This is a genomic window from Myxococcales bacterium, assembly GCA_016712525.1.
GTDB lineage: Bacteria > Myxococcota_A > Polyangia > Polyangiales > Polyangiaceae > JAAFHV01.
Map to the genome: position 1 here is coordinate 1079086 of JADJQX010000001.1, position 23477 is coordinate 1102562.

The window sequence follows — 23477 nt, forward strand, 5'->3', positions numbered from 1 at the left end:
ACGATGTCGTGGACCGGACCCCTCGGGTCCTCCAGGCTACCGCGCGTGCGCCGGCATACGAAGGGAGAGCGACGCACGGAGCCCTCGCTCGCGCGAGAGACCGAGACCGAACGCGAGCGAGCCCGGCGAGGTCGCCGCGTCGCGGAACGTGCCGTCGCGGCTCGTGCGAATCCCGCCCTTGGAGATCTCGACGAAGAACCGCTCGCGCACCGTGACGACGATGGGTGCCGTGGGCTCGGCCGTCCGGACGAGATCCCCTTCGACCCCGACGTCGATCGGGAGCGTGTCGCCTGGCGCGAGCTCCACGACGACGGGGCGCTCGAGGGTGCGGAGGTCGAGGCCTTCGAGGGCGCGAAGATCCGCGGCCCTGACGCGCACGGGCGGGGGGCTCGCGGCGCACGCGGAGAGGACAGCGGCGGCAAAGGCGAACGAGACGAGGCGTACGAACGAGGACATCGGAGACTCCTTTTACTATGCGTGTAGTAGTTCGAGGACGGGAAGCCCCGGCGCGGCCCGAAGGTCCGCATCAGGGGAAGACGACGGAGCGGAGCGCCACGAGCGCGACGCCGAGGACGAGCGCCCAGCGCGCCGCGACGTGGCGACCGGAGGGAGGTGCGGCAGGATCGAGGAGCGCCGCGACGCGCACTTCGAGACCGGCAGACGCGACCCCGAGGTACGGCGCGCCGAGCCCTTCCCCGTGGCCGCCTCTCTCGGCGACGCGGACGAGGGCCGAGGCGAGGGCGAGAGGGCTCGCGCCGTGCGAAACCGCGGCTTCGTCGGCGCGGTCCTCGATGGCCGCGCGGAGGGCGCGCTCGGCGCGGGACACGAGCGGGACGAACGCGAAAAGGCCCGCGACGGCGCTGACGCCGACCGCGAGCCAAGGATGCCGACCGCGGAGATGCGCGACCTCGTGGAGCAAGACGGCCTCGCGTTCGTCGGGGGAGAGCGCGCGCCACGCCGCCGCAGGGACGATGATGCGCGAGGCGCCCGGCCCCGCGACGAACGGGGACCCGACGACCGCGGGCGTGACGACGATCTCCACCGTCGGCGACTGCCCGATCCCGAAGGTCGACGTCGCCTCGGCGCGCGCGAGCTCGACCACGCGGCGCGCGCGCAGGAGCGCCAACCCTCGGCGCACGAGCGAGCCCGAGGAGATCGCCACGAGCAGGGCGACGAGTGCCCACGGAGACGCGGGCCCGAGCCTGTCGGAGAGGACACCCGCCACGATCCCACCGGTACCGTCGGCCGCTTGCGCGACGCGAGACGGGGCCGTCACCGTGGCGTGCACGAAGGGTCCGAGCGACGTCACACCCGCCCCGAGCCGCAACGCTCCACGCGGCGACGCGGCACCAGGCTCACCCGAGGGTCCACGCAGCGTGGCCGCCACGAGCACGACGAACGGCACCACGGCGAGCACGAGGCGGGGACGCGCCCGACCCCGGCGACGCGGGAGCATGCGCGACACGATGCCACCGAGCGCCAAGGCGAAGAGGAATGCGCCGACCCCGGAGAGGAGACGACCGAGCAAGACGGCCGCGGGAGTCACGAGCTCTCCTTCTTGTCGCGGAGGCGCGCGTCGATCTTGGCGCGGAGGGCGCGCAAGTCGGCCTCGGACAGCGCGTCGTCGTCGAGGAGGGCGAGGAGCGGGCCGCGTGGATCGTTCGGAAACAGAGCGCGCTTCAACGTCGCGACGAGCCCGCGCGAGACGGTGGGAGCGCGGGTCCCGGCGCGATAGAGGTACCGCCGCCCCTCTCGTTCCCGCGCGACGAGCCCCTTCTCGTGCAAACGGCCGAGCACCGTCATGACCGTGGTGTAGGCGAGCGTGTGTCCCTCGTCGGCAAAGGCGGCCTGAACGTCTTGCACGGCGAGCGCGCGGTCGGAAACGAGCAACCCGAGCACCCGAGCTTCGAGCGGGCCGAGGTTGTGCTCGTCGGGCGGCATGGGCGTCGATCTACTACGGCGATAGTAAACGTCAAGCGTGGCCTCTGACCCTCGGCACGGAGAGCGCGACCCCGGGCTCCCCACCGCCCTCTCCACGCGGCCGCACGAGCACTGACCACCCGCCCAGCCTTCGTCGGTCACAACATGGTCACGACGGGCCGAAAACCCCCACTGTTGCGCCCATTTCCGGGCGTTTCGGGCTAGAAACCGGCCCCGAAAATGACCCCTGTCGCGATCGTCGGCCACGGATGTGTGCTCCCCGGTGCCCAGTCTCCCGAAGAGCTCTGGGACCTCGTCGCCGAGAGACGCTCGGCCATCACGCCCACGGACCCAGGGCTATGGCGCATCGACCCGGGCGCCGACCGCACCAAGCTCGCCGCCGAGATCGTGAGCGAGACCGGCGGGTACGTCCGCGGCTTCTCGTTCGACCCGAGCGGCTTCGCCGTTCCGGCCTCGGAGCTCGAGGGCCTCGACGAGGTGTTCTTGTACACGCTCGCGGCGACGAGGGACGCCCTCCGTCGGGCGGGCTTCGACCCTCGCACGGGCGCGAAGCGCGGCTCGGTCGTGCTCGGCAACCTCTCGTACCCCACGCCTGGGCTCGTCGAGCTCGCCATGGGGACCTGGCGCGACGGGGGCTCCCTGCCCGAGGGCCAGAACCCGAAAAACCGGTTCATGTCGGGCCTGCCGGCCCACACGGTGGCGAAGGCCATCGGCTTCGAGGGGGGCTCGTTCGCGCTCGACGCGGCATGCGCCTCGTCGCTCTACGCCGTGAAGCTCGCGTGCGATCGCCTGAACGACGGCGTCTGCGACGTGGCCGTGGCGGGCGGCGTGAACCACGCCGACGACCTCTTCCTCCACGGCGGGTTCTCGGCGCTGAAGGCGCTCTCGCCCACGGGCCAGAGCCGCCCCTTCCACGCCGACGCCGACGGCCTCGTGCCCGCGCAGGGAGCCGCCGTGGTGGTCCTCATGCGCCTCGCGGACGCCCTCGCGCAAGGCAAGACCGTCCTCGGCGTGGTGCGCGGCGTCGGGCTCACGAACGACGGCAAGAGCCGCGGGCTCATGGTCCCCACCGAGGAGGCGCAGATCCGCGCGATGCGCCTCGGCTACGCGGACGCAGGTCTCTCCCCCGACGCCGTCTCGCTCGTCGAGTGCCACGCCACGGGCACCGTCGTGGGCGACGGGGCCGAGCTCCGGAGCATGCGCGAGGTGTTCGGAGCGCGAGGCCTCGCGATCGGCTCGCTCAAGTCGAACATGGGCCACCTCATCACCGCGTCCGGCGCCGCGGGCATCATCAAGGTGCTCGAGGCCATGCGCCACGGCGTGAAGCCTCCCACCGTAGGGGTCGAGTCTCCGAACGAGGAGCTCGCGGGTGGCGCCTTCCACGTGATGCGCGAGGCCGAGCCATGGCCGAGCGAGGGCCCACGGGTGGCCGGCATCTCGAACTTCGGTTTCGGCGGCAACAACGCGCACCTCGTGCTCGAGGAGTATCGGGGCCAACCGTTCCCGGAGGCGCACGAGAAGCGCGCCGATCACGCCGTGGCCATCGTCGCCCAGAGCGTGCGCACGGGCCACTCCAAGGACGACGCGGTCCTCGGCCAGGCGTTCTTCACGGCGCACCCACCGCACGGGCCGAGCCTCGTCGCCGAGGCCCCGTGCGACACCGTGACCATCGAGGCCGCGGGCCTCAGGTTCCCTCCGAACGACCTCGAGGCGGCGCTCCCCCAGCAGCTCCTCCTCGTGGCCGCCGCACAAGACATCGAGGCCGCCCTCACGAAGCTCGCAGGCGATCGCACGAGCATCCTCGTAGGCATGCAGACCGACGCCGAGGTCGCGCGACACGCCGTGCGTTGGTGCGCCGATCGCGGGTGGGTCTCGGCGCTTCCGCAGCCGCTTCGTGACGTGGGGCTCACCGCCGCGACGGTCATCGGCTGCATGCCGAACATCGTCGCGAATCGCCTGAGCCACCAGCTCGATTACCGCGGGCCGAGCTTTGCGGTGTCGAGCGAGGAGCTCTCGGGGAACGTGGCCCTCGAGCTCGCCGCCCGCGCCCTCCGGCATGGCGAGATCGACGCGGCCGTGGTGGGAGCGGTCGACCTCGCGTGCGAGCCCGTGTCGCGCGCCGCCGGCCGAGCCGTGCTCGCCCAAGGCCGAAACGTGCCGGGTGACGCCGCCGTGCTCATGGTGCTGAAGCGTCACGCGGACGCCGTGCGCGACGGCGACTCGGTGCTCGCCGTGCTCGGCTCCGACGCGGAAGCTCACGCCTCGGATCGCGACGCCCTGTTCGTCTCGCAAGACCTCGAAAACGCTGGGCTTTCCGCAAAACTTGGGCACGCCCACGCGGCGGCGGGCCTCCTGCACGTGGCGGCGGCGGCGCTCGCCTGCGCCCATCGGGCGATCCCCACACGCGCGGGCGCCATGCCTTGGCTCCCGGCGCACGGAGGGGCGAAACCCTCACGCACCGCGCACGTCGAGGTCGTCGCTTCGTCGGGCGAGCGCGCGCGCACCACGCTGTCGGCACCGTTCGGCTCTCCCGGAGAGCCCATGTTCGTGGGCCCACGCCCTGCCATCTCCGTGTATTCTGCACCCACACGAGAGGGGCTGCTCGCGGCGCTCGCGTCGGGGGCCGAGACGACCCACGATCCGGAGGCGCGTACGCACACGTACCGCGTGGCCGTCACCTCGGAGAGCCACGAGGCGCACGTGGCCCGCGTAGCCCACGCGCGCACGCTCGTCACCGCGCTCCCGGAAGAGACCCGGGTCTCGTTCTCGACGCTCGAGGACGGCATCTACTTCGGCAATACGCCCATGCAAGGAGAGCTGTCGTTCGTGTACACGGGCGCGGCGGGCGCCTACCCGCACATGGGGCGCGACCTCGCCCTCGCGATGCCCGACCTCGTGGACTCGTTCACCTCACGGGCCCGGAGCGTGAGAGACGCCGCGGGCTGGGTCTACACCGACGATCCTACGTTCGACTCGACGCCGCTCGACAAGCTTTGGGGAGCCTCGTATCTCGCGCAGCTCCACACCGAGCTCACCCGCAAGGCGCTCGGCCTCCAGCCGACGGTCGCCATCGGCTATTGCTCGGGGGAGACGAACTCGGTCTTCGCGCTCGGCGCGTGGGAAGACCTCGACGGCTTCCGGCGCGACGTGAACGAGTCGCGCGTGTACGACCGCGAGCTGTGCGGGGAGCTCTTGTGCCTCCGCAGCGCGTGGAAGCTCGATCCCGAGACGCCCGCGGAGTGGTCGACGTGGCGCATCCGGGCCAAATCGACCGACGTGGAGGCCGCGCTCGCCAACGAGCCGCGCGTGCACCTCGTCATCGTGAACGCGTCGCACGACGTGGTCATCGCGGGCGATCCGGCGGGTTGCGCGCGGGTCGGCGCCATCTTCGGCCGCAAGGCTCAGCGCACGCTCGGGTACGACTTCATCATGCACTGCCAAGAGGCACGCGAGTTCGAGAGCCGCTGGCGCGCGCTCCACACGCGCCCGACGAAGGCCGTGCCCGGGGTGCGCTTCTACACCCACGCGACGCTCTCGAGCTACGAGCCGTCGACCCAAGCCTGCGCCGACGCGCTCACGGGCCAAGCGATGAACCGCGTGGATTTCCCCGCGCTCGTGGAGCGCGCGTACGCCGACGGGGTCCGCATCTTCATCGAGCACGGGCCGCACGCGGGCTGCACTAAGTGGATCGGCGACACGCTCGGCGACCGCGAGCACCTCGCGATCGCGCTCGACAGGTTCGGTCATTCGTCGCTCTTTCAGGGGGTCGAGTGCGCGGCCAAGCTCTTCGCGGCGGGCGTCGCGGTCGACTTCGCGGCGCTCACGCGTGCGCTCGCGACCTCGAAGCCCGAAGCGCCGGCGCGCGCGCGGTCGCTCCGACTGTCCGTGCCCGCTCACCCCGCTCCGGTGCCCGCCAAGCCTGCGTCCTCCACACGCCCTTCGGCGAGCCCGGCCGCGCGAGCGACGGGCCCCAAGGTGAACCTGCTCCGCGCGCGTACGAACGGCGCCTCCGAAGGCGACGTGCTCGCCAAGGCCCCGTTCCTCGCGAGCGTGCTCTTCGCGCGGCCCGTCTCGTTCGGAGCGACGAACGGCGCCGCGCACGGCGAGGGCGCCGAGCTCACGTTCGCCCATGCGCCGGCCGCCGACCCAACCACCGACGCCCCTGCGCTCTCTGACTTTGCCTCGACCATGCTCCCGGAGCCCTCGACCATGCCGACCGTCCCGTCTTCTTCGTTCCCCGTGGCCCAGGCTCCTGCGGCGGAAGCCTCGTCGTCGGCTGCGGTCGACGCGCTCACCGCCCACCATGAGCGCATCGCCGAGCTCCACCGGGCCTTCCTTCGGCAACAGGTCGCGCTGCAGACCCACTTCGTGAACACCACGCTGGCCCCGCTGGCGGGCCTGGTGGCTCAGGGTGCGCCGGTGACACAGCCAAATGGCGGCAATCTGATTGGTTACGGCACGTTGGCGCCAACGTCGGTCGCTTCCGTGGCACACGCTCCGCAGAGTTACGCGGAGTTGGCGCCAACGCCGGTCGCTGCCCCGACCCCCGCGGCACAGTCGGCACAGATGCCCCCGGCCCCCAAGCTCGCCCCCACCAACGGCGCCCTCGCCAGGTCGACCCCCGCCGCCCCGCCCGCCCCGCGCGCGCCGACCGTCGCCGCCCCCGCTCCGGCCAAAGCCCCCACCCCCGCTCCGGCCAAAGCCTCGCCCACCGCACCTCGAGTCACCAAGGTCGCTCCCCCGCGCACGCCCACCGGCCTCAAGGTCGATCGCAAGGGCCTCGAGGTGCTCTCGTCGGGCAAGATCTCGAGCATCTTCGGCCCGCTCTTCGAGCAGCAAGACGGCTACGCCCGCCAGGTCCGCATGCCCGAGCCCCCGCTCCTCCTCGCCGACCGCGTGCTCGGCATCGAGGGCGAGCCCGGCACGATGGGCACCGGCACCATCTGGACCGAGACCGACGTGAAGGAAGACTCGTGGTACCTCCACGAAGGCCGCATGCCCGCGGGCATCATGGTCGAGTCCGGCCAGGCCGACCTCCTCCTCATCTCGTGGCTCGGCGCCGACTTCCTCAACAAGGGCGAGCGCGTCTATCGCCTGCTCGGCTGCGAGCTCAAGAGCCACGGCCCCCTGCCCACCATCGGCGACACGCTCCACTACGAAATCTCGGTCGACGGCCACGCCGAGCAAGACGGCATTCGCCTCTTCTTCTTCCACTACAACTGCTGGGTGAACGGCGAGCTCCGCATGAGCGTGCGCTCCGGTCAGGCCGGCTTCTTCACGACCGAAGAGCTCGCCAACTCCGCCGGCGTGCTCTGGGCGCCCGAGGCCGCGGAGCCCAAGAAGGACGCGCGCCTCGACCCGCCCGCCGCGCTCACCGAGAAGCGCAGCCTCACGAAGGCCGAGGTCGGCATGCTCGCCGACGGCAAGATCCGCGAGGTGTTCGGCGAGGCCTTCGCGCGGGCGGACACGCACACGCGCACGCCGGTGTTCGCGGGCGACAAGATGCGCCTCCTCGACGAGGTCGACGTGTTCGATCCGCAAGGCGGCCCGTGGAAGCGCGGCTACCTGCGCGCCACGCTCCACCTCACCTCCGAGGACTGGTTCTTCGACGGCCACTTCAAGAACGACCCCTGCATGCCCGGCACCCTCATGCTCGAGGGCGGCCTCCAGGCCATGCAAATCCTCATGACGGGCCTCGGCCACACCCTCGATCACGACGGCTCGCGCTTCGAGCCGATGGCCGAGCAGAACTACAGCCTCCGCTGCCGCGGCCAGGCGATCCCCACGTCCAAAGAGGTCGTCTACGAGATCTTCGTCGAGGAGATCCACGGCGGCGCCGAGCCGATTCTCTTCGCCGACATCTTGGGCTCGGTCGACGGGCGCAAGGCCTTCCACTGCAAGCGCATGGCGCTCCGCCTCGTGCCCGCGTGGCCGCTCGACGCGGGCCGCATGAAGGTCGAGATCCCGAAGGACGATCGCCCGGTCGCGGTGGTCGATGGCTTCAAGTTCGACTACGCGTCGCTGCTCGCGTGCGCGTGGGGTCGGCCGTCGCTCGCGTTCGGCCCGATGTACGAGCGCTTCGACAGCCCCCGCCGCGTGGCGCGCCTCCCCGGACCGCCCTACCACTTCATGTCGCGCGTCACGCACGCCGAGGGGAAGATCGGCGGCATGGAGGCCGGCAGCGTGGCCGTCATCGACTACGACGTGCCCCGCGGAGAGTGGTACTTCGGCCAGAACGCCGCCTACGCGATGCCCTTCGCCGTCATGCTCGAGACGGCCCTCCAGCCCTGCGGATGGCTCGCGTCGTACGCGGGAGGCGCCCTCGCCGCGGAAGAGAACCTCTACTTCCGAAACCTCGACGGCACCGGCACGCAGCACCGCGAGATCCCCGACGACATCGGCACGCTCTCGGTGCGCACCAAGCTCACCAACATCTCCGAGGCCGACGGCATCGTCATCATGAGCTTCCAGGTCGTGATGAGCGCGGGCGACCAAGAGATCTACACGCTGAAGACGGTGTTCGGGTTCTTCCCCGGCGACACCATGCGCAACCAGCTCGGCCTGCCCACGACCAAGGAGCAGCGCGAGGCCCTCGCCGACGCGAGCGATTTCCGAGTGGATCTCACCACTTACCCCGATCGTTACTTCGGCACGTCGCTCCGCCTCGCGAAGGACGACATGCTCATGATCGAGCGCATCACGGGCCTCTGGCTCCGCGGCGACAAGGCCGGCAAGGCCAACATCGGCCGCATCCGCGCCGAGAAGAGCATCGTCGCGCGGCAGTGGTTCTTCAAGGCCCACTTCTACCAAGACCCGGTGCAGCCCGGCTCGCTCGGCATCGAGGCCATGCTCCAGGCGCTCCAGGCGCTCGCCATCGAGCTCGGCGCAGGCGAGGGCATCTCGAGCCCGCGCTTCGAGACACAAGCCTCGGGCGTCGCGATGACGTGGAAGTACCGCGGCCAGGTCATCCCCGAGAACGACGTGGTCGTGGTCGACATCGAGGCCACCGAGATCCGCCGCGAGAACGGCACGGTCACCGTCGTCGGTCAGGGCTCGCTCTGGGTCGACGGCAAGCGCATCTACGAGGCGAAGGGCCTCGCCGTCCGCGTCCTCGGTGGCTGATTCCGCGAAGCTCCCTGCCCCTCTATCGCTCGCACCCGCGCTCTTCCCCGAGGGCGTCGTGGTGCGGGCGATCGAGCTCTTCGAGCCGAGCGAGGCGGCGCTCGCGAGCTTCTCGTCCGTGGCCCTCCCCGAGCGCCTCGCGACGGCGGCGCTCGAGCGAAAGATCCACTACCTCGCCGGCCGCTCGTGCGCGCGCGACGCGATGGGCGAGCTCTCTCCCCCGCACCGCGACGTGCCGGTCCCCACGGGAGAGAGCCGCGAGCCCCTCTTCCCGGAGGGCATCGTCGGCACGGTGAGCCACACGAAGCGCTACGCTGCGGCCGCCGTCGCCCACGCCTCACGCTTCCGGGGCCTCGGCGTCGACGTCGAACGCTGGATGAAGATCGACGCGCCACCACGCCTCGCAGGCCACGTCACGGTGCCCGGAGAGCTCACCCATCTCCTCGAAACAACAGGACTTTTGCCTCACGAAGCGCTCACCCTCGTCTTCTCGGCCAAGGAGAGCGTCTACAAGGCGTTCTTCGGCGCCGTGAGGCGGTACTTCGGCTTCCACGACGCGCGCATCACGCGCGTGGACGAACGAAGCGGCGCGTTCTTCGGGCAGCTCCAGTCGGACCTCACGGGCGAGCTCTCCCGCGGGTACACCTTCGAGGGGCGGTACGAACGTGTCGACGGCGGGCTCGTGACGGCCGTCGCCTTTCCTTCGCGCGGGTGAGACGGGGCTACTCGAGCCCCTTGGCCACGACGAGGTTGCTCACCGGCGGTTGCGCGCGGAGGGCCACGATCATGGCCTCTTTGTCCTCTTTCGTCATTCCCGAGTAGTACGACCACGGCATCATGTAGAGCGTCCTTCCGCTCTTGCCTTTGCCCTCGTCGAAGACCCGGCGCAGGTCGTCGTCCGAGTAGGCGCCGATGCCGGTGGCCTTGTCGCTCGAAATGTTGGGCGCGACGATGGTTTTGCTGCCCACCGGGTACCGCGTGCCTCCGCCGAAGGCCTTCCCCGGGATCTTCTCCATGCGCTCGTTCGTCGTGTCGTGGCAATCGTGGCACGAGGCCACGTCGAGGAGCCAATTGCCCCTCGCGAGCTTGTCGCTGGGAGGTGGCGCGGGAGGGGGAGAGCCGGTGAGGGGCTGCGGCAGCGCGCGGATGAACATCGAAACGGGGAATCGAATCTCGGTCTTTCCCGGGTCGTTCTTCACGGGCGCGAGGGTGCGCAGATAGGCCACGATGGCCAGCGCGTCGTCGTCACTCAACGTCTTCGCGTAGGTCTGATACGGCATTTGCGGGAACAGGGCGCGCCCGTCGCGACCGATCCCTTCGCGCATCGCGCGCACGATCTCGCCATCGGAGGCCTTGCCGATCCCCGTGTCCGGATCGGGCGTGAGGTTCGCCGCGCGCAGGCGGAACGGGGCCTTGCCCATGGGCCCGAAATCGCGACCTGCGCCGCGCTTTCCCTCGACGGGCACGTCGCCGGGCCTCGACTCGTCGATGGGCGAGTGGCACCCCGTACACCCCGTGACGTGCTCGACGAGGTATTTGCCTTTGGCCACCGCCTCGGGGGTCGTGGGGGCCTTCATGTCGGGCGCGGGCCGCGCGTTCGGCAAGAGCACGTAGAACCTCGTGCCGAGCCCCACGACCACGAGCCCGACGAAGCCGAGCACCACGGCAGCGCCACGAACGAGCTTCTTCTTCATGGTCTTTTCCCCTGATTTTTGTCGAGTGTTCGCGCGTACCGCACCACGGCCGTGATCTGCTCGTCGCGGAGGGTCCCGCCGAAGGCCGGCATGCCGACCCCCTTGCCCGCGCGCACCGTGGCGACGACGTCCGCGTCGCTCTTCCCACGAAGCGGTCCTCCCTCGCGGAAGCTGGGCGGTGCCGGCCCGCCGTCCCAAAGCGCCGACCCGCCCTCACCTGCCGCGCCGTGGCACTTCGCGCACGCCGCCGCGTAGAGCCCTGCGCCGTCGGGTGCGCCCGCCGCCTCGGAGCGCGAGCACCCCGCCGTCAGCGCGGCCACGAAGACTCCCCATCGAACGAACGACATGCCTTTTCAGCATGCGGGACGGGGCTTTCTTCTGTCAACGAAGGACGACCGATCCCGCGCGCGCACGCAGGATCATGCGTCGAGGACGAGGTCGACGGGCAAGAGCCCATCGGCGACGAACGACGCACGCGCGGCCTCGAGGGACACGTCCGGGTGGAAGCCACGCCGAAGCGAGTGCCCCCCGAGCGAGCCGATGGCCTCGAGGATGGTGCCCTCGTGCGTCTCGAGGACCGCGTCGAGCGTGGCGAACCCCGCCTGCACCTCGGCGTCGGGCATGGCGCTCTCGGGGTGTCGGCGATCGAGGCGCACGTCGTCGTGGTACTGCGCCGCGTAGAAGTACGCCGTCACGATCCGCCCGGGCTCCCCCTTCTTCACGCGAGGGAGCCGCACCCGCGCGAGCGCCACCCGCCCACGTCCGTCGGCCTCCTCGGCCTCCGCGTCGGCTGCGTCGATCGTGGCTCCATTGACCGCGTCCACCAGGGCCCCGAGCACCTCGCGGCGATCGTCGGTCAGGCCCTCGGTCAGAGAGAGCTCGCGCAAGAGGTCGCGCGCTTGCGGCGTGTGAATAGGGATTTGGGCGTCGAGCACCCAGGCCGCGCTGCTGAGGAGGGGCTCTTTCGCCTTTCGGAGCGCCCGCGCGAGCCCAACGAACGCCCCGTCGATCGGCGTGAGCACGTCGCGCGTGACACCATCTTTGGCCCGAGCGAGCACGGCCGCGTGCCTTGCCTCGGGATCGAGCGCCATGTCCGCCCACGAAGCACCGATCGCCAAGCGCGCTTCGGGTGGCGAGACACCGAGCGACGCGGCCTCCACGATCGCGTACTGCGGCGCCGCAATCTCGAAGGGCACGTCGGGCAAGTCACCGAGCTGCGCCGAGACGAGCTCGCCCGGCGTGAGCTTCGACGCGCTCCTGTGCACGAGCGAGCGCGCGATCGCCATGGCCGCGAGGGGAGAGCCTGCGACCTTGACGACGACCCACGTGGACGGCGCACGCAACGCCACGGCCGCCGCGACGACGTGCCCCTCACGCTCCTGCGCGCACGCCCACGCCACGACCTCGCCCTTCACGGTAGTCGCCGAGGTGGCGGAGAGCGCCCCTTCGGCTTCCACGCGATCGCGGAGCGGCCGCGCGGCCTCCGGAGTGGATTCTCGATCGACGACGGTGACGTGCATCCTGGGCTCCTCGGGCGGATGCCTACCACACGGGCCCCTCCCGCCTCCCAAGGATCCCTCGCGCTGCCGTGTCGATCGGAGCCATGCGCGCGCCCCGCCTCCCGACGGTCGTCTTCGCCCTCGCCATGGGATGCGCGCCCACGCGGGCCCCGGCGCGCACGCCGAACGAGGCAGAGCCGCCGGCCGCGGACGAGCCCTCCGCGAGGGGCGATGTGCCCGATCCGCGCTTCCAGGGCGCCCTCGAACTGACAGGAGCCGACCCGTTCGTCTCGAGCAGCGAGCCGCCCCCGCGATTGTCGACCCCACGACGTGGAACGGTGGCCCCCGCCGAGATCGAGGTCGCCCTCTTGGGAGCCCGCGCGAAGATGGTCGCGTGCGCCCTGCGGGGGACCCTCGTCGTGCGCATGGTCATCGCCCTCGACGGCTCGGTGACGGCCTCCGTCGAACGGAATCGCCTCGTCCGAGGGGAGGCGTCGTGCGCGCTCGACGTCGTACGCGCCATTCGAATGGCGCCTCGGGTCGACGACGCGGCCGAGGCCCTCGTGCCCCTCGTGTTCCGCTGATCCGCGAGGCCGAATCGGTCGTGTCGCCGCGAAACGCTCTACGAACGACCGCCATATTTCACAACACATACGGATACTTGACGAGACCTGGTCGCACCACCTACCGCCCGCCGACGTTGAACGTTCGTTCCGTCGTGGTGTGGAAAAGAAGGCGATGGGCAGGTGTTGCATTCGTAAGCTTCGGTGTACGCTGCGGCGCGACGGTCGGTCTTCGGACGGCCGACACAAGGTCTGGCCCAGCGGTGTTCGCCCATACCGCGGGACCTATCGTCTGGGCGGGAACTCACACACGTTCGAGGCTAACGATGCGCAAGGCTCTCCTTCTTTCTTTCACCTCTCTCCTCCTCGCCGCCTGCGGTGGCGGTGCGTCCTTCAACGCGGGTGGCCAGCTCAACCAGGCCCCCACCCCGCCGGCGGCTCCCGAGCCCCCCAAGGCCCCCGAGGCGCCGAAGCCCGCCGAGGCGACGAAGCCCACCGAGACCGCTCCCAAGCCGGCGCTCGCCGAGGTCTCGGGCGAGGACATCAAGGTCAACGGCAAGATCCTCTTCGAGACGGCCAGCGCCAAGCTCGACGGCGCCGACGACCCGATCCTCGACGAGGTCGCCAAGATCATGAAGGACCACAAGGAGATCGAGCTCGTCGAGATCGAGGGCCACGCCGATCACCAGGGCGACGCGAAGCAGAACGTCACCCTCACCGACAACCGCGCCAAGTCGGTCGTCGAGGCGCTCGTGAAGCGCGGCGTCGAGAAGAACCGCCTCACCTCGAAGGGCTACGGCGAGTACTGCCCCATCGAGCAGGGCGACACCCCCGCCGCGCACGAGGCCAACCGCCGCGTCGTCTTCAAGATCCTGAAGCACAACGGCAAGGCCACGAACGTCGCCACGGGCTGCCCCGAAGCCGAGAAGAAGGGCATCAAGCCCGCCAAGATCTGATCCGATCCGAGCTGAACGACGAGCGGCGCGTCCTCCGGGGCGCGCCGTTCGGCATTTCGGGCCCGCGCCACGCGCGCGTGACGCTTCCCGTGAGCAGGCCTCGAAGGCCTAGTTTTCTCGTGTGATCACGACCTGGGGATCGAGGAGGTACCCGTCGTCGCGCGTGACGATCGTGTCGCGGAGGCCGGCCTTTCGCAGCGTCGCCACGGCCACCCGCACCCGCGTGCGCGCCGCGTCGACCGTCGCCCGCTCTCCCGGCCAGCCGACCTCGAACACCCCGAGCACGTCGAGCCCGGCCGCCTCACCTCGCTCGTGCCGCGTGACGAGCGCGAGCGCGATGCGCCAGAGCGCCCCACGACGGCCGAGCACGAGCCGTTCTCCCGAGGGCGAGACGAGCACACGCTCGGCCTCGAGCACACGCAGCGTGCGCGCCGAGCCCACTTCACCTTCGAGGGCGCGAGTCAGCATCCGAGCCGCGAATCGGACGTCGAGGCTCGTCTCGAATTCGTCCTTCCGAGGCCCGAACGCCCCGAACGACGCCACCACGTCCGAGGCGCGGCGATGCGCCTCGGGGGTGCCGACGGCCGCGAGCTCGACCGCCGCTGCGTGCAGATCGACCGAGGCACGTACCACCGGGTTCTCGATCCTGGCCGCGCAGGCTCGCGCCGTGAGGAGGTGCTCCCGTGCGGCGCCGACGTCCCCCGACGAGGCCTCGAGCGCGGCAGCCGATGCGTGCAAAATACCTGTTTGTCGTTGGGTGAGCACACGCCCCAAGAACCCGGCGCCGCGCGCGTACCAGGCCCGCGCCTCTTCAGGGCTCCCGCGCTCGAAGAACAGGTCGCCGAGCACCCCGGCATAGATCGACTCGTATTGGGTCTCGCCCACCTCGGCGAGCCTCGCGACCGCCCGCTCGAGCAGCGCTTGCGCCTCGTCGAGCGCCCCGAGGTCTTGCTCGAGCTGGGCGAGGTTCGCGAGCGCGAGCGCGCCGAGCCACGTGTCGTTCGCGGCCTCGCACGCCGCGAGCGCGCGTGTGTTGAAGCGCCGAGCCCCGTCCTCGTCTCGGAGGTCGACCGCGAGCCGGCCCATGCAGGCATCGTTCATGCGACGTAGGCGTGGATGCTCCTCCTCGCGAAGATCGGCGTCGGCCTGCACATGGAACGAGAGCGCCCGCGCGGCGTGCCCCTGGTAGCGGAGCTGGATGCCTTGGTACACGCACGCGAGCGTGCGGATCCCCCGAGGGAGATCGGCGCACCCGGCCACCCACGCGAGGTCCTCGAGGCACTCCGCATAGAGCCCCACCGAGCAGCGCACGCTCTGCCTCGCGAGGCGGACGTGCGCCTCGGTCATCGGGAGCGCGCCCCCCGAGAGCGCCGAGAGCGCGCCATCGAGCTCCGCGAGGGCGACGTCCGCGGGCACGGCCGAGAGGAGCGCCAGCGCCGCGGCGAGCACACCTCGCGCGTGAGCGTCTCCGGGGGCGACGGAGAGCCCCTTCATCACTTCGAGCGCCGCGACGAGGTTGTCCTTCTCGGCGCGGAGATCGGCGAACGCGGACGTCCCAGGTACGGGCCTCACGAGGGTGCGCGCCTCGACGAAGCGCTCGGCCTCCTGGGCGAAGGCACGCGCGTGGGCCACGAGCGCCTCGACCTCGGCCTCCCGACCGAGCTCCGCGAGCCGCGCACGCGCGACCTCCCGCACGCTCACGTAGAGCCCGAGCCGCCCAGAAGAGCTCGAAAACACGAGGGATTTGTCGCGAAGGCTCGCCACGAGGGTGACGGCATCGTCTCCGAGCACGGGCTCGGCCGAGCTCACCGTGAAGCCGCCCGCGAAGACCGAGAGGCGCGCGAGGGCGCGGCGCTCGGCCTCCGAGAGCAGATCCCACGACCACGCGATCGCGTTGGCGAGCGTGGCGTGGCGCCCTTCGCTCCCCTTCGCCGCGCCGAGCACACCGTGCCCTCGGCCGAGCCGCTCCAACAGCTCGCGCGGAGACAGCACACGCGTGCGGGCCGCGGCGAGCTCGATCGCGAGCGGAATGCCCTCGAGCCTCCGCACGATCGCGGCGACCTCGGCGAGGTCCGACGGCACGGTGCCACCCGCCACGCGCGCCCGCTCGAGAAAAAGCGTCGTCGCCTCCGACGGCGCATCGGACCCCGGCGCGGGGCACACGAGGGGCGAGAGCTCCACGACCACCTCACCCGCCACGCCGAGCCGCTCGCGCGACGTCACCAGCACGACGAGCCCTACGGCCCGCTCGAGCAGACGCGCCACGATGGGCGCCGTGAAGGTGATCTGCTCGAAATTGTCGAGCACGAGCAGCGCGTCGCCCGCGTCGAGGAGCTCGTGCTCCACACGCGCCGAGAGCTCCTCGAGGGGCGCCGTATCGGCCGCGCGCCCCGTGAGCGTCACGAGGATCGCATGCACGAGATCGGCCTCGTCCCGCGCGTGCGACAGATCGCAGAACCACGCCCCACCTCGCTCGAGGTAACGCTCGGCGCCGAGCTGCTCGATCGCCGCCTTGGCGACGCGCGTCTTCCCCATGCCGGGTGGCCCGACCACCGTGACGAGCCGGTAGCCACGCGCGAGCTCGTCGTCGATGCGCGCGAGCACGTCGGCGCGGCCCACGAGCGGGCTCCCCCCGGCGACCACGTTGGTGCGGGCCTTCGCCCGTGGCACGAGGCGAAGCGCGGGCCCTTCGCTTTGAGCCGCACGCGACCTCAACGTGCGCCCCCCGTCCCACCGGGGAGCCCCGACCTCGTCCATCGCCATGCGTGAGCCGAGAGCAAGCGCCGATCCAAGCGAATTTTCTGCAGTTTCAATAGGTTACACGATGGGTGTGCACATGTTGACCGCGCCCATTTCACCTTCTTTAACGTGCGTGCCGGGCGCGACCGTGACACCAGTGTGCGCCATGAAGCTCGTCGCCGCACTCCCCTTCGCCCTCGTCCTCGCCGCCGCGTGCAGCAGCGAAGCGCCCTCGACGCCCGCGCCCGCCGCCACCCCCGACGGGGGCACGGCCGACGCCGCCCCGGTCGATCCCAAAGCCGCCCTCGCCGAGGCCGTGCGCGCGGCCACGTGGACACGCGTCGCCGGCGCGCCCAAGTCGAGCGGCAAACAAGACGACGTCTTCTTTGCGTCGAAGACCCGCGGCTTCGTGGCGAGCGGGCCCGAGTCGGCCATCTTTCGCACCGACGACGGCGGCGGCACCTGGAAGAAGGTCGCCGACAAACCCGGCACCTTCTTTCGCTCGGTGCTCTTCACGAGCGACACCCACGGCTTCGCCGGCAACCTCGGGGCAGGCCTCACTCCCTCAATTGACGACAAAAACCCCATCTACGAGACGAAGGACGGCGGCGACACCTGGGCGCCCGTGGCCAGCATGACCGGCCCCGCCATGCCCGGCGTGTGCAACCTCACCGCCGCGGGCGACAAGACCCTCGTCGCCGTGGGCCGCACGAACGGGCCCGCGTTCATGGCGCAATCGCGCGACGACGGCGCCACCTGGGCCACGCAGGATCTCTCGCAGAGCTTCTCGATGCTCATCGACGCGCACTTCACCTCGGCGAACGAGGGCCTGCTCGCCGGCCAAAACGCGGGCGGCACCGGCGTGTGCACCATCATGCGCACGACCGACGGCGGCAAGACGCTCACCCCCGTGTTCTCCTCGAAGACGCGAAATAGCCTCTGCTGGAAGCTCCATTTCCCTTCGCCCGAGGTCGGTTACGTCGCCGTGCAGGACACCTCCGCCGGCCCTCCCACGTTCGGCAAGACCACCGACGGGGGGAAGACGTGGACCGAGCTCCCCTTGCCCGACGGCGGCAACCCCAAGGCCGGATACTCGGCTATCGGAATCGGCTTCTTGACCGACGAGATCGGCTGGGTCGTCGGGAGCGACTCCAAGAAACCCGCGTACCGCACGTTCGACGGCGGCCTCACCTGGGAGGAGGAGCCGAACCTCGCGGGGCCCATCAACCGCATTCGTTTCGTGGACAAAAACACGGTGTTCGCGAGCGGAAGCACCGTGTGGAAGCTCGAGATCCCGGCCAAGTGACATGAGCGCGCCCGCTGCACCGAAGGCGTTCGTGGTGGGGCCCGTCCTCGCGGCCCTCGCGGCGTTTGCCTTTGGCGCGGGGTGCACGGATTCCCTGTCTCAGGAGCCCGACCCCACGGGAGACGCCGGCGCGCCCGCTGCGCCCACCGCGGCCTGCGTCGACGGGAAGCCCACGCGCCCGTACCCCGACGGGCCGCACCGCATCGCCCAAGGCGAGACGCTCCCCGACCTCACCTTCGACGGGGTCCGCGGCGACGGTACGAAGGGCCCCTTCGCGCTGCGGGAGCTCTACGAGCCGTGCGTGACGAGCGCCAAGCTCGCCGTGCTCCGCGTGCACGCTGGGGAGTGGTGCGGCACCTGCCTCTGGCACGCCGCGCACGGGCACGAGCTCTTGGAGGGGCCGCTCGGCGGGCGGCTCTCGCTCGTGGATCTCGTGGTGCGCGGCCCCGACGCCGATCGCGTTCGGCCCGAAGATCTCCCTGGGTTTCGTCGCAAGGTCGATCGCCCCGAGCGCATCCCGACGCTCGCCGATCCGGGCTTCTCGCTCTCCGCCCTCGCGCCGGCCTCGGGCGCTCCCATGCCGCTCATGGTGCTCGTCGACGTGCGCACCATGAAGGTCGTCGGCACGGCCTCGAACCCCTCGCCCGACGCGCTCGCGCACCAGCTCGAGGCGGCTCTCGCCAAGCTCGACGGAGCCCCCGCGAAGGCCGCGAGCCAAGAGCCCCTCGTCGACGGTCATTTCACGCGCGACGAGTGGGACATGGTGCGCGGCATGGGCGCGACCGAGGCGCTCCCGCGTGATCCGTCGAATGCCAAAGAAGACGATCCGAACGCACGCACGCTCGGCGCGGCTCTCTTCGCGGACACCGGGTTTTCTCCCGCGAACGACGTCTCGTGCGCGACCTGCCACGACGCCAAAAAGAGCTTCTCCGACGGCCTCCCGCGCCCCTCCGGCCCGAACGTCCGCGGCTCCCGCCGAACCCCACGTATCGCCCTCGCCGCGTACTCACGTTGGCAGTTCTGGGACGGCCGCGCCGACTCGCTGTGGGCGCAGGCGCTCGGCCCCTTCGAGAACCCCGACGAGATCGCCTCGTCCCGCGTGGCCGTCGTGCGCCGCCTCGCGACCACCCACAAGGCCGCGTTCGAAGCGGCGTTCCCGGCCGATCCCCTGCCCGACCCCACGACCCTCCCTATGGGAGGCAAGCCCGGCGACCCCTCGTACGACTCGCTCCCCGCCCCGACACGAGAGGCCGTGACACGCGCCTTCGTCGACGCCGGAAAGGCCATCGCGGCCTTCGAGCGCACCCTCCCCTACCCGAAGATGCGCTTCGACGCGTACGCGCGAGGCGACACCCAAGCCCTCTCCGAGGCCGAAAAATCAAGCCTCTCGGTGTTCATGCAGACGGGGTGCGCGCAATGCCACTTTGGCCCGCGCCTCACGAACGACGCGTTTCACGCCGTCCGTATGCCCACGGGAAGAGCCGATGGCCTCGCGGACCGTGGCCGCCGTGACGGCCTCGCGCTCCTCGCGAAGAGCGAATTTCTCCGAAGCTCACGCTACTCCGACGCGCCTTCGCCCGTCTCCCCCGCACGGGACGCCGACGACACGACACTTGGCGCGTTCAAGACCCCATCCCTCCGCGGCGTCGCCGGTGGAGGCCCCTTCGGCCACGGTGGCGCCATACCCTCTCTCATCGAGGTCACCGAGCACTACGGTCGCCGCGGCCTCCCGGAGGGCGACCCCCGCACGACGGGCACCTTCGAGCCTTGGCTCCCCCACTTCGACGAAGCCGCCCAATGGGCCCTCGTGCCTTTTTTGGAGTCTCTCAAAGCCGAATAGGCACGAGGCTCGGCGAGGGCGTGGAGCACGAGAGCAAGAGAAGGTGCCCACCCGCGCCGCACCCGCGGGTTCACCAATTCTCGTCGGCGCGGCCCGACCACCCGCCCTTGTCCTCGCAGGCGCTCGCGCACACGTCCTTCGAGCTCCCGCAGATGCCATTTTTGCACGGCGCGGGCACGAGCAGCACGCCCGACCCGTCGTTGCAGATGCATCGCCCCACGATGCACGCCGTGGTGGGTGTGCACGCGCTCCCCGGCTGCCCGGGAGGAGGGGGCGCCTTCGGCCCACCCGCGTCGCGTTTTCGGCACGTCGTCCCGCTCGCTACGGTCGAGTTGAAGAACTCGCAGACCGGTTTGCACGCCACTTCGGCGGAGTAACAATTCCCGCGCACGTCACCTCCCGGTGCGGGCTCCTTCTTCCCGTTCGCGCACTCGCACTCGTAGATGAGGCACCCATCTCCCGACTGCTCGCAGATCGGATCGTACGGGACTGCGGTGTCTCTCCGGGCGTCGGCCGCACCGGCCTCGGCGCTCGACGCGTCGTTCGCCGGATCGGGGGTGTCTGCGCCGCTGCACGCGACGAAGAGCCCTCCCACCACCACCGCCCCAAAAGCCACGACACCGAGCTTCGCACCTCGACTCGTCATTCGCTTCTCCATCGTATTATCCCGTCCTTTGTTGCATCGTGGGCACTCTCGCCCCCACGAGGGCCGCGAGAGCTTTGGGCCTCGCCGCGGCCCTCGCGATCTTTCGTTCTCGGAACACGCGCTGCCGCTCACGCTGATGGCCACTCGTCATTTGCCGATAAAGGTCTCGGCAGTGCGGCAAAAAGGCGAGCCTCGCCGCCGCGCGGGCCGCAAACATCATGCGTTCGAGCTCCTCGATCGCGAGGGCCCGCGCCCCGGGGGCTCCCTTCACCTCGCGTGCGTACTGCCGGCGCGCCCTGAGCGCCTCTTCCAACATGACGATGAGCTCCTTCCCCCGTGAGACCAGCCTGTCGAGCACCCCCGTCGCGGCGCTCGGCGCGGCACATCGCCCTCGAAGCGCCACCAAGGTGCGCAACGCCGGGGCGAGCGCCTCCCCGTTGCGCGGCCGCCCTACGGCCCGAATTCGGGCCTCGAGCACACGAACGAGCCGCTTCGTACCCGTCCGCGCCACGAGGTGCCGTAGGTTTTCGATGAGGGCCGTGACCACCTGCGGGCCCTCGCGCAGCACCCCCGCCGGAAAACATGGGGCCCGGCGCGGCGGCGTCTCCTCCACGGTCGCCGCGAGCTCTCGCATACGAGCCGCGAACGCTGGCCCCAGGGCCTCATCGACCGAAGCGAGCCCCGCGTGGGCCTCGCACGGCGCCGCGTGGGCCTCGACCAAGGCCGCCACCTCCTTGACCTCGGCCAACAAGACCGGCACCGGCACCCCCGTTTTCCTTCGTATTTTCGTACCTTTCCGCTCGCCCCCGCCTCGGACCGAGCGCCTCTTCGTGCCATGGGAACCTCCGTGCCCCATGTGTCGGCGGGTCGGGCGAGGTTGTTGCGTGGTTTTTTTTGGGGGTCCTTTTCGCATCCGCACCTCTGCGAAGGAGGGACGACGGAGGGCCGAACGACGCTACCTGTTGTCTGACGCACGCGTCCAATCCCAACCCGGATTTTCGTCCGTTCTCCTAAGGAAGTCCCGTGCGTGGAACACCCAGCCGTGGTCCGTGTCGATCCAGACCGTCTCGCCGTTACTGACGGCCGACTGGGCGATCTCCCGGACGCTTCGCCGGGCCACATCGACGTTGTTGAAGGTGACCCTGTAGAAGAGCAACCTATCCCACTGCTCGGCGAAATCACTCGTCCAGGTCGCCGTTGGTCTCGAGTTCCTCGGCGGCCGCGGAGTCCGTAAACCTCGTTGACAATCAGCGTCCATCGCTCGCTTTCCGCAATCACCTGGAACTGGTCATCGAACATCGAGAGCTTGACGACTTCGTTCCGCACGGCGGTCGCGATGAGTCTCGCGACCATTGCGAGGCCCACATTGGGGGACACGCTACCGCAACGGATTGAACGATAGATTTCACCTTAACGATCGCCGCTGCAGGGTAGGTGCACGTGGCGTATGGTCATGGTGCGCTCAATGACTTCGCCCAGGCTTCGGAGGTTCAAGAGGGTCCTTCAACGGATCAAAGCCCGAGAGCCCGACGTCTTCCCGAGGGATCATGAAGGCGTCTGCTTGGCTCTGCATCCGCAACAGCACCTCGACGTATGCCATCTCCCTACCCTCGTGATACGCGGCCTCTTCAGGCCGGGTCTTCTTGTCTCGCTGCGCTTCCGCCGCGGCCTCGCGAAACATGTAGAAGAGGTCACGGATATAGTCTGCGTAGTCGGAATTCATCATCAGTGTCCTCGACGGGATAGGATCTCTTGCACGATCGACTGCTGCTCTGAGAAGTTTTGGATTTCCTTGCGCCAATACCGGAGCAGCCCCTCCTGCGCCTCCGGCAACCTGCTTCCCCAGTCTTCGGCATACGCCGCAGGATCGTCGATCTTCGCTTCGTGCAACTCGATCATCTCCTGGAAGCTGCGCTCGGCACGCTGAAGCTGTCCGCGCGTCCACCACTGCGCCTTTCTCAAGAAGCCAACGTTACGCCCGCCGTTCGCCGCAACTGAGTAGGCCGATTCCGCCGCACCTACGGACCTCGCTTCCCCTGCAGCAAGCTCAACGCCCTCAACAACAGCAGCCTCTCCTCCAGCGGCAGGTGTTACCGCCACGGTTCCTAGCACAGCCTGCACGGTGACGACACCCTTTGTGATGTCCTTGCCTCCTCGGTCCGGAACGTCGACATGGGTGGCGGCTGCGAGGCGCCTGATGAAGCCGGCTTCGAATTGGGCGAGCGGGTTCAACCCCGGGGCGGCCCCGAGCGGTCCAGCGGCTCCCATCACATGCCCTACTTCGAACGCCATGTGCGCCCCCATCGTCGGCACGATGTTCACCAGGTGCCGCGGGGCGTCGCCGGCGGTGTACGTGAATCCGCCCGGAAGGTGGGCTATGCCGTGCTGGGCGTACTCGACCACGGCACCAACGACGTCATACGTTGGTGGCGGCGGCGGTGGCGGCGGCGGCGGCGGTGGCGTCTGTTGCTTCTGCTGGGGATCGTGGATCTCGTACGAGTTCTCGCCCGTCGCGACCATCGTCCCACCGCTAGGGAGCTGGCACGACCCTCCCGAGGTAGGTACGCAGTCGTCCAGTCCCCACGGGTCCACCGCGGCGAGGGTCCTTCCGCCCACGTACGCGTAGGGGTTCGTGTCGGCGGCGGCGCCGTGGATCGTGAGCGGGTCGGGGCTCAGCCAGCGGCGAAGGTTCGAGCTCAGGTAGCGTGCTCCGAAGTACGTGAGCCCGACCTCGACATCCTCCTCTTTGCCCGTGAACCGGTACGGCTCGCGCGTGCCGTTCCACCTCGCGGGGCGGTAGTCGCTCTCGGTGTTGCCGTTCGCGTCGACGACGATCTTCTCCATCACCTCGCTCGTGCGCTTGTCGAGCAGCACGCTCGTGGACCCGAGGCGATCGCCGACGAACAGGGCGACTCGTGCTCGCCCTTGTACGGCTCCAGGCAGGTTGGCACCTCCGTAATAGACCTTTCCGGCGCCCGCCAGATACCCCGTTTCGACCGCGGCGGTGCGCACGTAGTCGCCACCGGGCTCGTCGTAGGTCGTGCGCTCGACGCGGAGCGACGGGAACACCTCCAGCGTGTGGAACGGTGCGTTTCCCCCCGCTTGCGATGTCTTCAGCACACGCGCGGCGCGCGCGTAGGCGTACGTGAGCTCGAACGCCGGGGTGCCCGT

17 protein-coding genes are annotated in these 23477 nt (G+C 70.1%); 6 read left to right on the top strand and 11 right to left on the bottom strand.

The genetic code is table 11. The features are described from left to right. Positions 1 to 36: 36 nt before the first annotated feature. The 3 genes from IPK71_04630 to IPK71_04640 all read right to left on the bottom strand — a co-directional run bounded on the left by IPK71_04630 (position 37) and on the right by IPK71_04640 (position 1941). Positions 37 to 456 carry a hypothetical protein gene (locus IPK71_04630; protein MBK8213015.1) on the bottom strand — a complete coding sequence of 140 codons (420 nt, stop codon included), beginning with the start codon at positions 454 to 456 and terminating at the stop codon, positions 37 to 39. A gap of 70 nt (positions 457 to 526) precedes the next feature. After that, complete coding sequence (locus IPK71_04635; GenBank protein ID MBK8213016.1) at positions 527 to 1546, bottom strand: M56 family metallopeptidase; 1020 nt, start codon at positions 1544 to 1546, stop codon at positions 527 to 529. Then, positions 1543 to 1941 carry a BlaI/MecI/CopY family transcriptional regulator gene (locus tag IPK71_04640; protein ID MBK8213017.1) on the bottom strand — a complete coding sequence of 133 codons (399 nt, stop codon included), beginning with the start codon at positions 1939 to 1941 and terminating at the stop codon, positions 1543 to 1545. Before IPK71_04640 ends, IPK71_04635 begins: the two co-directional genes overlap by 4 nt. A 219-nt stretch (positions 1942 to 2160) precedes the next feature. Between IPK71_04640 and IPK71_04645 the strand changes: the two genes are divergently transcribed. Continuing rightward, entirely contained in the window at positions 2161 to 9063 is a 6903-nt protein-coding gene (locus tag IPK71_04645; GenBank protein MBK8213018.1) for a beta keto-acyl synthase, read from the top strand. After that, positions 9056 to 9778 (top strand): 4'-phosphopantetheinyl transferase superfamily protein, encoded by a 723-nt coding sequence (locus IPK71_04650; GenBank protein ID MBK8213019.1) that lies wholly within the window; start codon positions 9056 to 9058, stop codon positions 9776 to 9778. The genes IPK71_04645 and IPK71_04650 overlap by 8 nt, the downstream gene beginning before the upstream one ends. 7 nt (positions 9779 to 9785) lie before the next feature. Here the strand turns inward: IPK71_04650 and IPK71_04655 are convergent, their stop codons facing one another. The 3 genes from IPK71_04655 to IPK71_04665 form a co-directional block, all read right to left on the bottom strand. Then, on the bottom strand, positions 9786 to 10757 hold the full coding sequence (locus IPK71_04655; GenBank protein MBK8213020.1) for a c-type cytochrome: 972 nt from the start codon (positions 10755 to 10757) through the stop codon (positions 9786 to 9788). Further along, a complete protein-coding gene (locus IPK71_04660) occupies positions 10754 to 11104 on the bottom strand; it encodes a cytochrome c (GenBank protein ID MBK8213021.1) in 351 nt (116 codons plus the stop codon). Before IPK71_04660 ends, IPK71_04655 begins: the two co-directional genes overlap by 4 nt. A 72-nt stretch (positions 11105 to 11176) precedes the next feature. After that, positions 11177 to 12277, bottom strand: a complete 1101-nt coding sequence (locus IPK71_04665; protein ID MBK8213022.1) for a hypothetical protein — start codon at positions 12275 to 12277, stop codon at positions 11177 to 11179. Between the two features lie 68 nt (positions 12278 to 12345). Between IPK71_04665 and IPK71_04670 the strand changes: the two genes are divergently transcribed. Continuing rightward, on the top strand, positions 12346 to 12840 hold the full coding sequence (locus tag IPK71_04670) for a hypothetical protein (GenBank protein MBK8213023.1): 495 nt from the start codon (positions 12346 to 12348) through the stop codon (positions 12838 to 12840). A gap of 305 nt (positions 12841 to 13145) precedes the next feature. Continuing rightward, on the top strand, positions 13146 to 13775 hold the full coding sequence (locus IPK71_04675; protein ID MBK8213024.1) for an OmpA family protein: 630 nt from the start codon (positions 13146 to 13148) through the stop codon (positions 13773 to 13775). 108 nt (positions 13776 to 13883) lie between these two features. Here IPK71_04675 and IPK71_04680 read toward each other — a convergent pair whose 3' ends face one another. Beyond that, positions 13884 to 16445 (bottom strand): AAA family ATPase, encoded by a 2562-nt coding sequence (locus tag IPK71_04680; protein MBK8213025.1) that lies wholly within the window; start codon positions 16443 to 16445, stop codon positions 13884 to 13886. Positions 16446 to 16680: 235 nt separating this feature from the next. On the opposite strand from IPK71_04680, the gene IPK71_04685 reads away from it, so the two are divergent. Then, on the top strand, positions 16681 to 17820 hold the full coding sequence (locus IPK71_04685; GenBank protein MBK8213026.1) for a hypothetical protein: 1140 nt from the start codon (positions 16681 to 16683) through the stop codon (positions 17818 to 17820). Position 17821: 1 nt separating this feature from the next. Next, positions 17822 to 19660: a hypothetical protein gene (locus tag IPK71_04690; GenBank protein ID MBK8213027.1), complete on the top strand. Its 1839-nt coding sequence runs from the start codon at positions 17822 to 17824 to the stop codon at positions 19658 to 19660. A gap of 70 nt (positions 19661 to 19730) precedes the next feature. Here the strand turns inward: IPK71_04690 and IPK71_04695 are convergent, their stop codons facing one another. From IPK71_04695 to IPK71_04710, 4 genes are all read right to left on the bottom strand, one after another. Next, complete coding sequence (locus IPK71_04695; protein MBK8213028.1) at positions 19731 to 20306, bottom strand: hypothetical protein; 576 nt, start codon at positions 20304 to 20306, stop codon at positions 19731 to 19733. 16 nt (positions 20307 to 20322) lie between these two features. Further along, positions 20323 to 21072, bottom strand: a complete 750-nt coding sequence (locus IPK71_04700; GenBank protein ID MBK8213029.1) for a hypothetical protein — start codon at positions 21070 to 21072, stop codon at positions 20323 to 20325. Between the two features lie 696 nt (positions 21073 to 21768). Next, positions 21769 to 22032, bottom strand: a complete 264-nt coding sequence (locus tag IPK71_04705; protein ID MBK8213030.1) for a hypothetical protein — start codon at positions 22030 to 22032, stop codon at positions 21769 to 21771. After that, a complete protein-coding gene (locus tag IPK71_04710; GenBank protein ID MBK8213031.1) occupies positions 22032 to 23426 on the bottom strand; it encodes an RHS repeat-associated core domain-containing protein in 1395 nt (464 codons plus the stop codon). Before IPK71_04710 ends, IPK71_04705 begins: the two co-directional genes overlap by 1 nt. Between the last annotated feature and the right edge of the window lie 51 nt (positions 23427 to 23477).

Bases quoted from the DNA above. Each gene is read 5' to 3' on its own strand.
- IPK71_04630 (MBK8213015.1), bottom strand. From the start codon at position 456: ATGTCCTCGTTCGTACGCCTCGTCTCGTTCGCCTTTGCCGCCGCTGTC.
- IPK71_04640 (MBK8213017.1), bottom strand. From the start codon at position 1,941: ATGCCGCCCGACGAGCACAACCTCGGCCCGCTCGAAGCTCGGGTGCTC.
- IPK71_04645 (MBK8213018.1), top strand. From the start codon at position 2,161: ATGACCCCTGTCGCGATCGTCGGCCACGGATGTGTGCTCCCCGGTGCC.
- IPK71_04655 (MBK8213020.1), bottom strand. From the start codon at position 10,757: ATGAAGAAGAAGCTCGTTCGTGGCGCTGCCGTGGTGCTCGGCTTCGTC.
- IPK71_04660 (MBK8213021.1), bottom strand. From the start codon at position 11,104: ATGTCGTTCGTTCGATGGGGAGTCTTCGTGGCCGCGCTGACGGCGGGG.
- IPK71_04665 (MBK8213022.1), bottom strand. From the start codon at position 12,277: ATGCACGTCACCGTCGTCGATCGAGAATCCACTCCGGAGGCCGCGCGG.
- IPK71_04675 (MBK8213024.1), top strand. From the start codon at position 13,146: ATGCGCAAGGCTCTCCTTCTTTCTTTCACCTCTCTCCTCCTCGCCGCC.
- IPK71_04685 (MBK8213026.1), top strand. From the start codon at position 16,681: ATGAAGCTCGTCGCCGCACTCCCCTTCGCCCTCGTCCTCGCCGCCGCG.
- IPK71_04690 (MBK8213027.1), top strand. From the start codon at position 17,822: ATGAGCGCGCCCGCTGCACCGAAGGCGTTCGTGGTGGGGCCCGTCCTC.
- IPK71_04695 (MBK8213028.1), bottom strand. From the start codon at position 20,306: ATGACGAGTCGAGGTGCGAAGCTCGGTGTCGTGGCTTTTGGGGCGGTG.
- IPK71_04705 (MBK8213030.1), bottom strand. From the start codon at position 22,032: ATGATGAATTCCGACTACGCAGACTATATCCGTGACCTCTTCTACATG.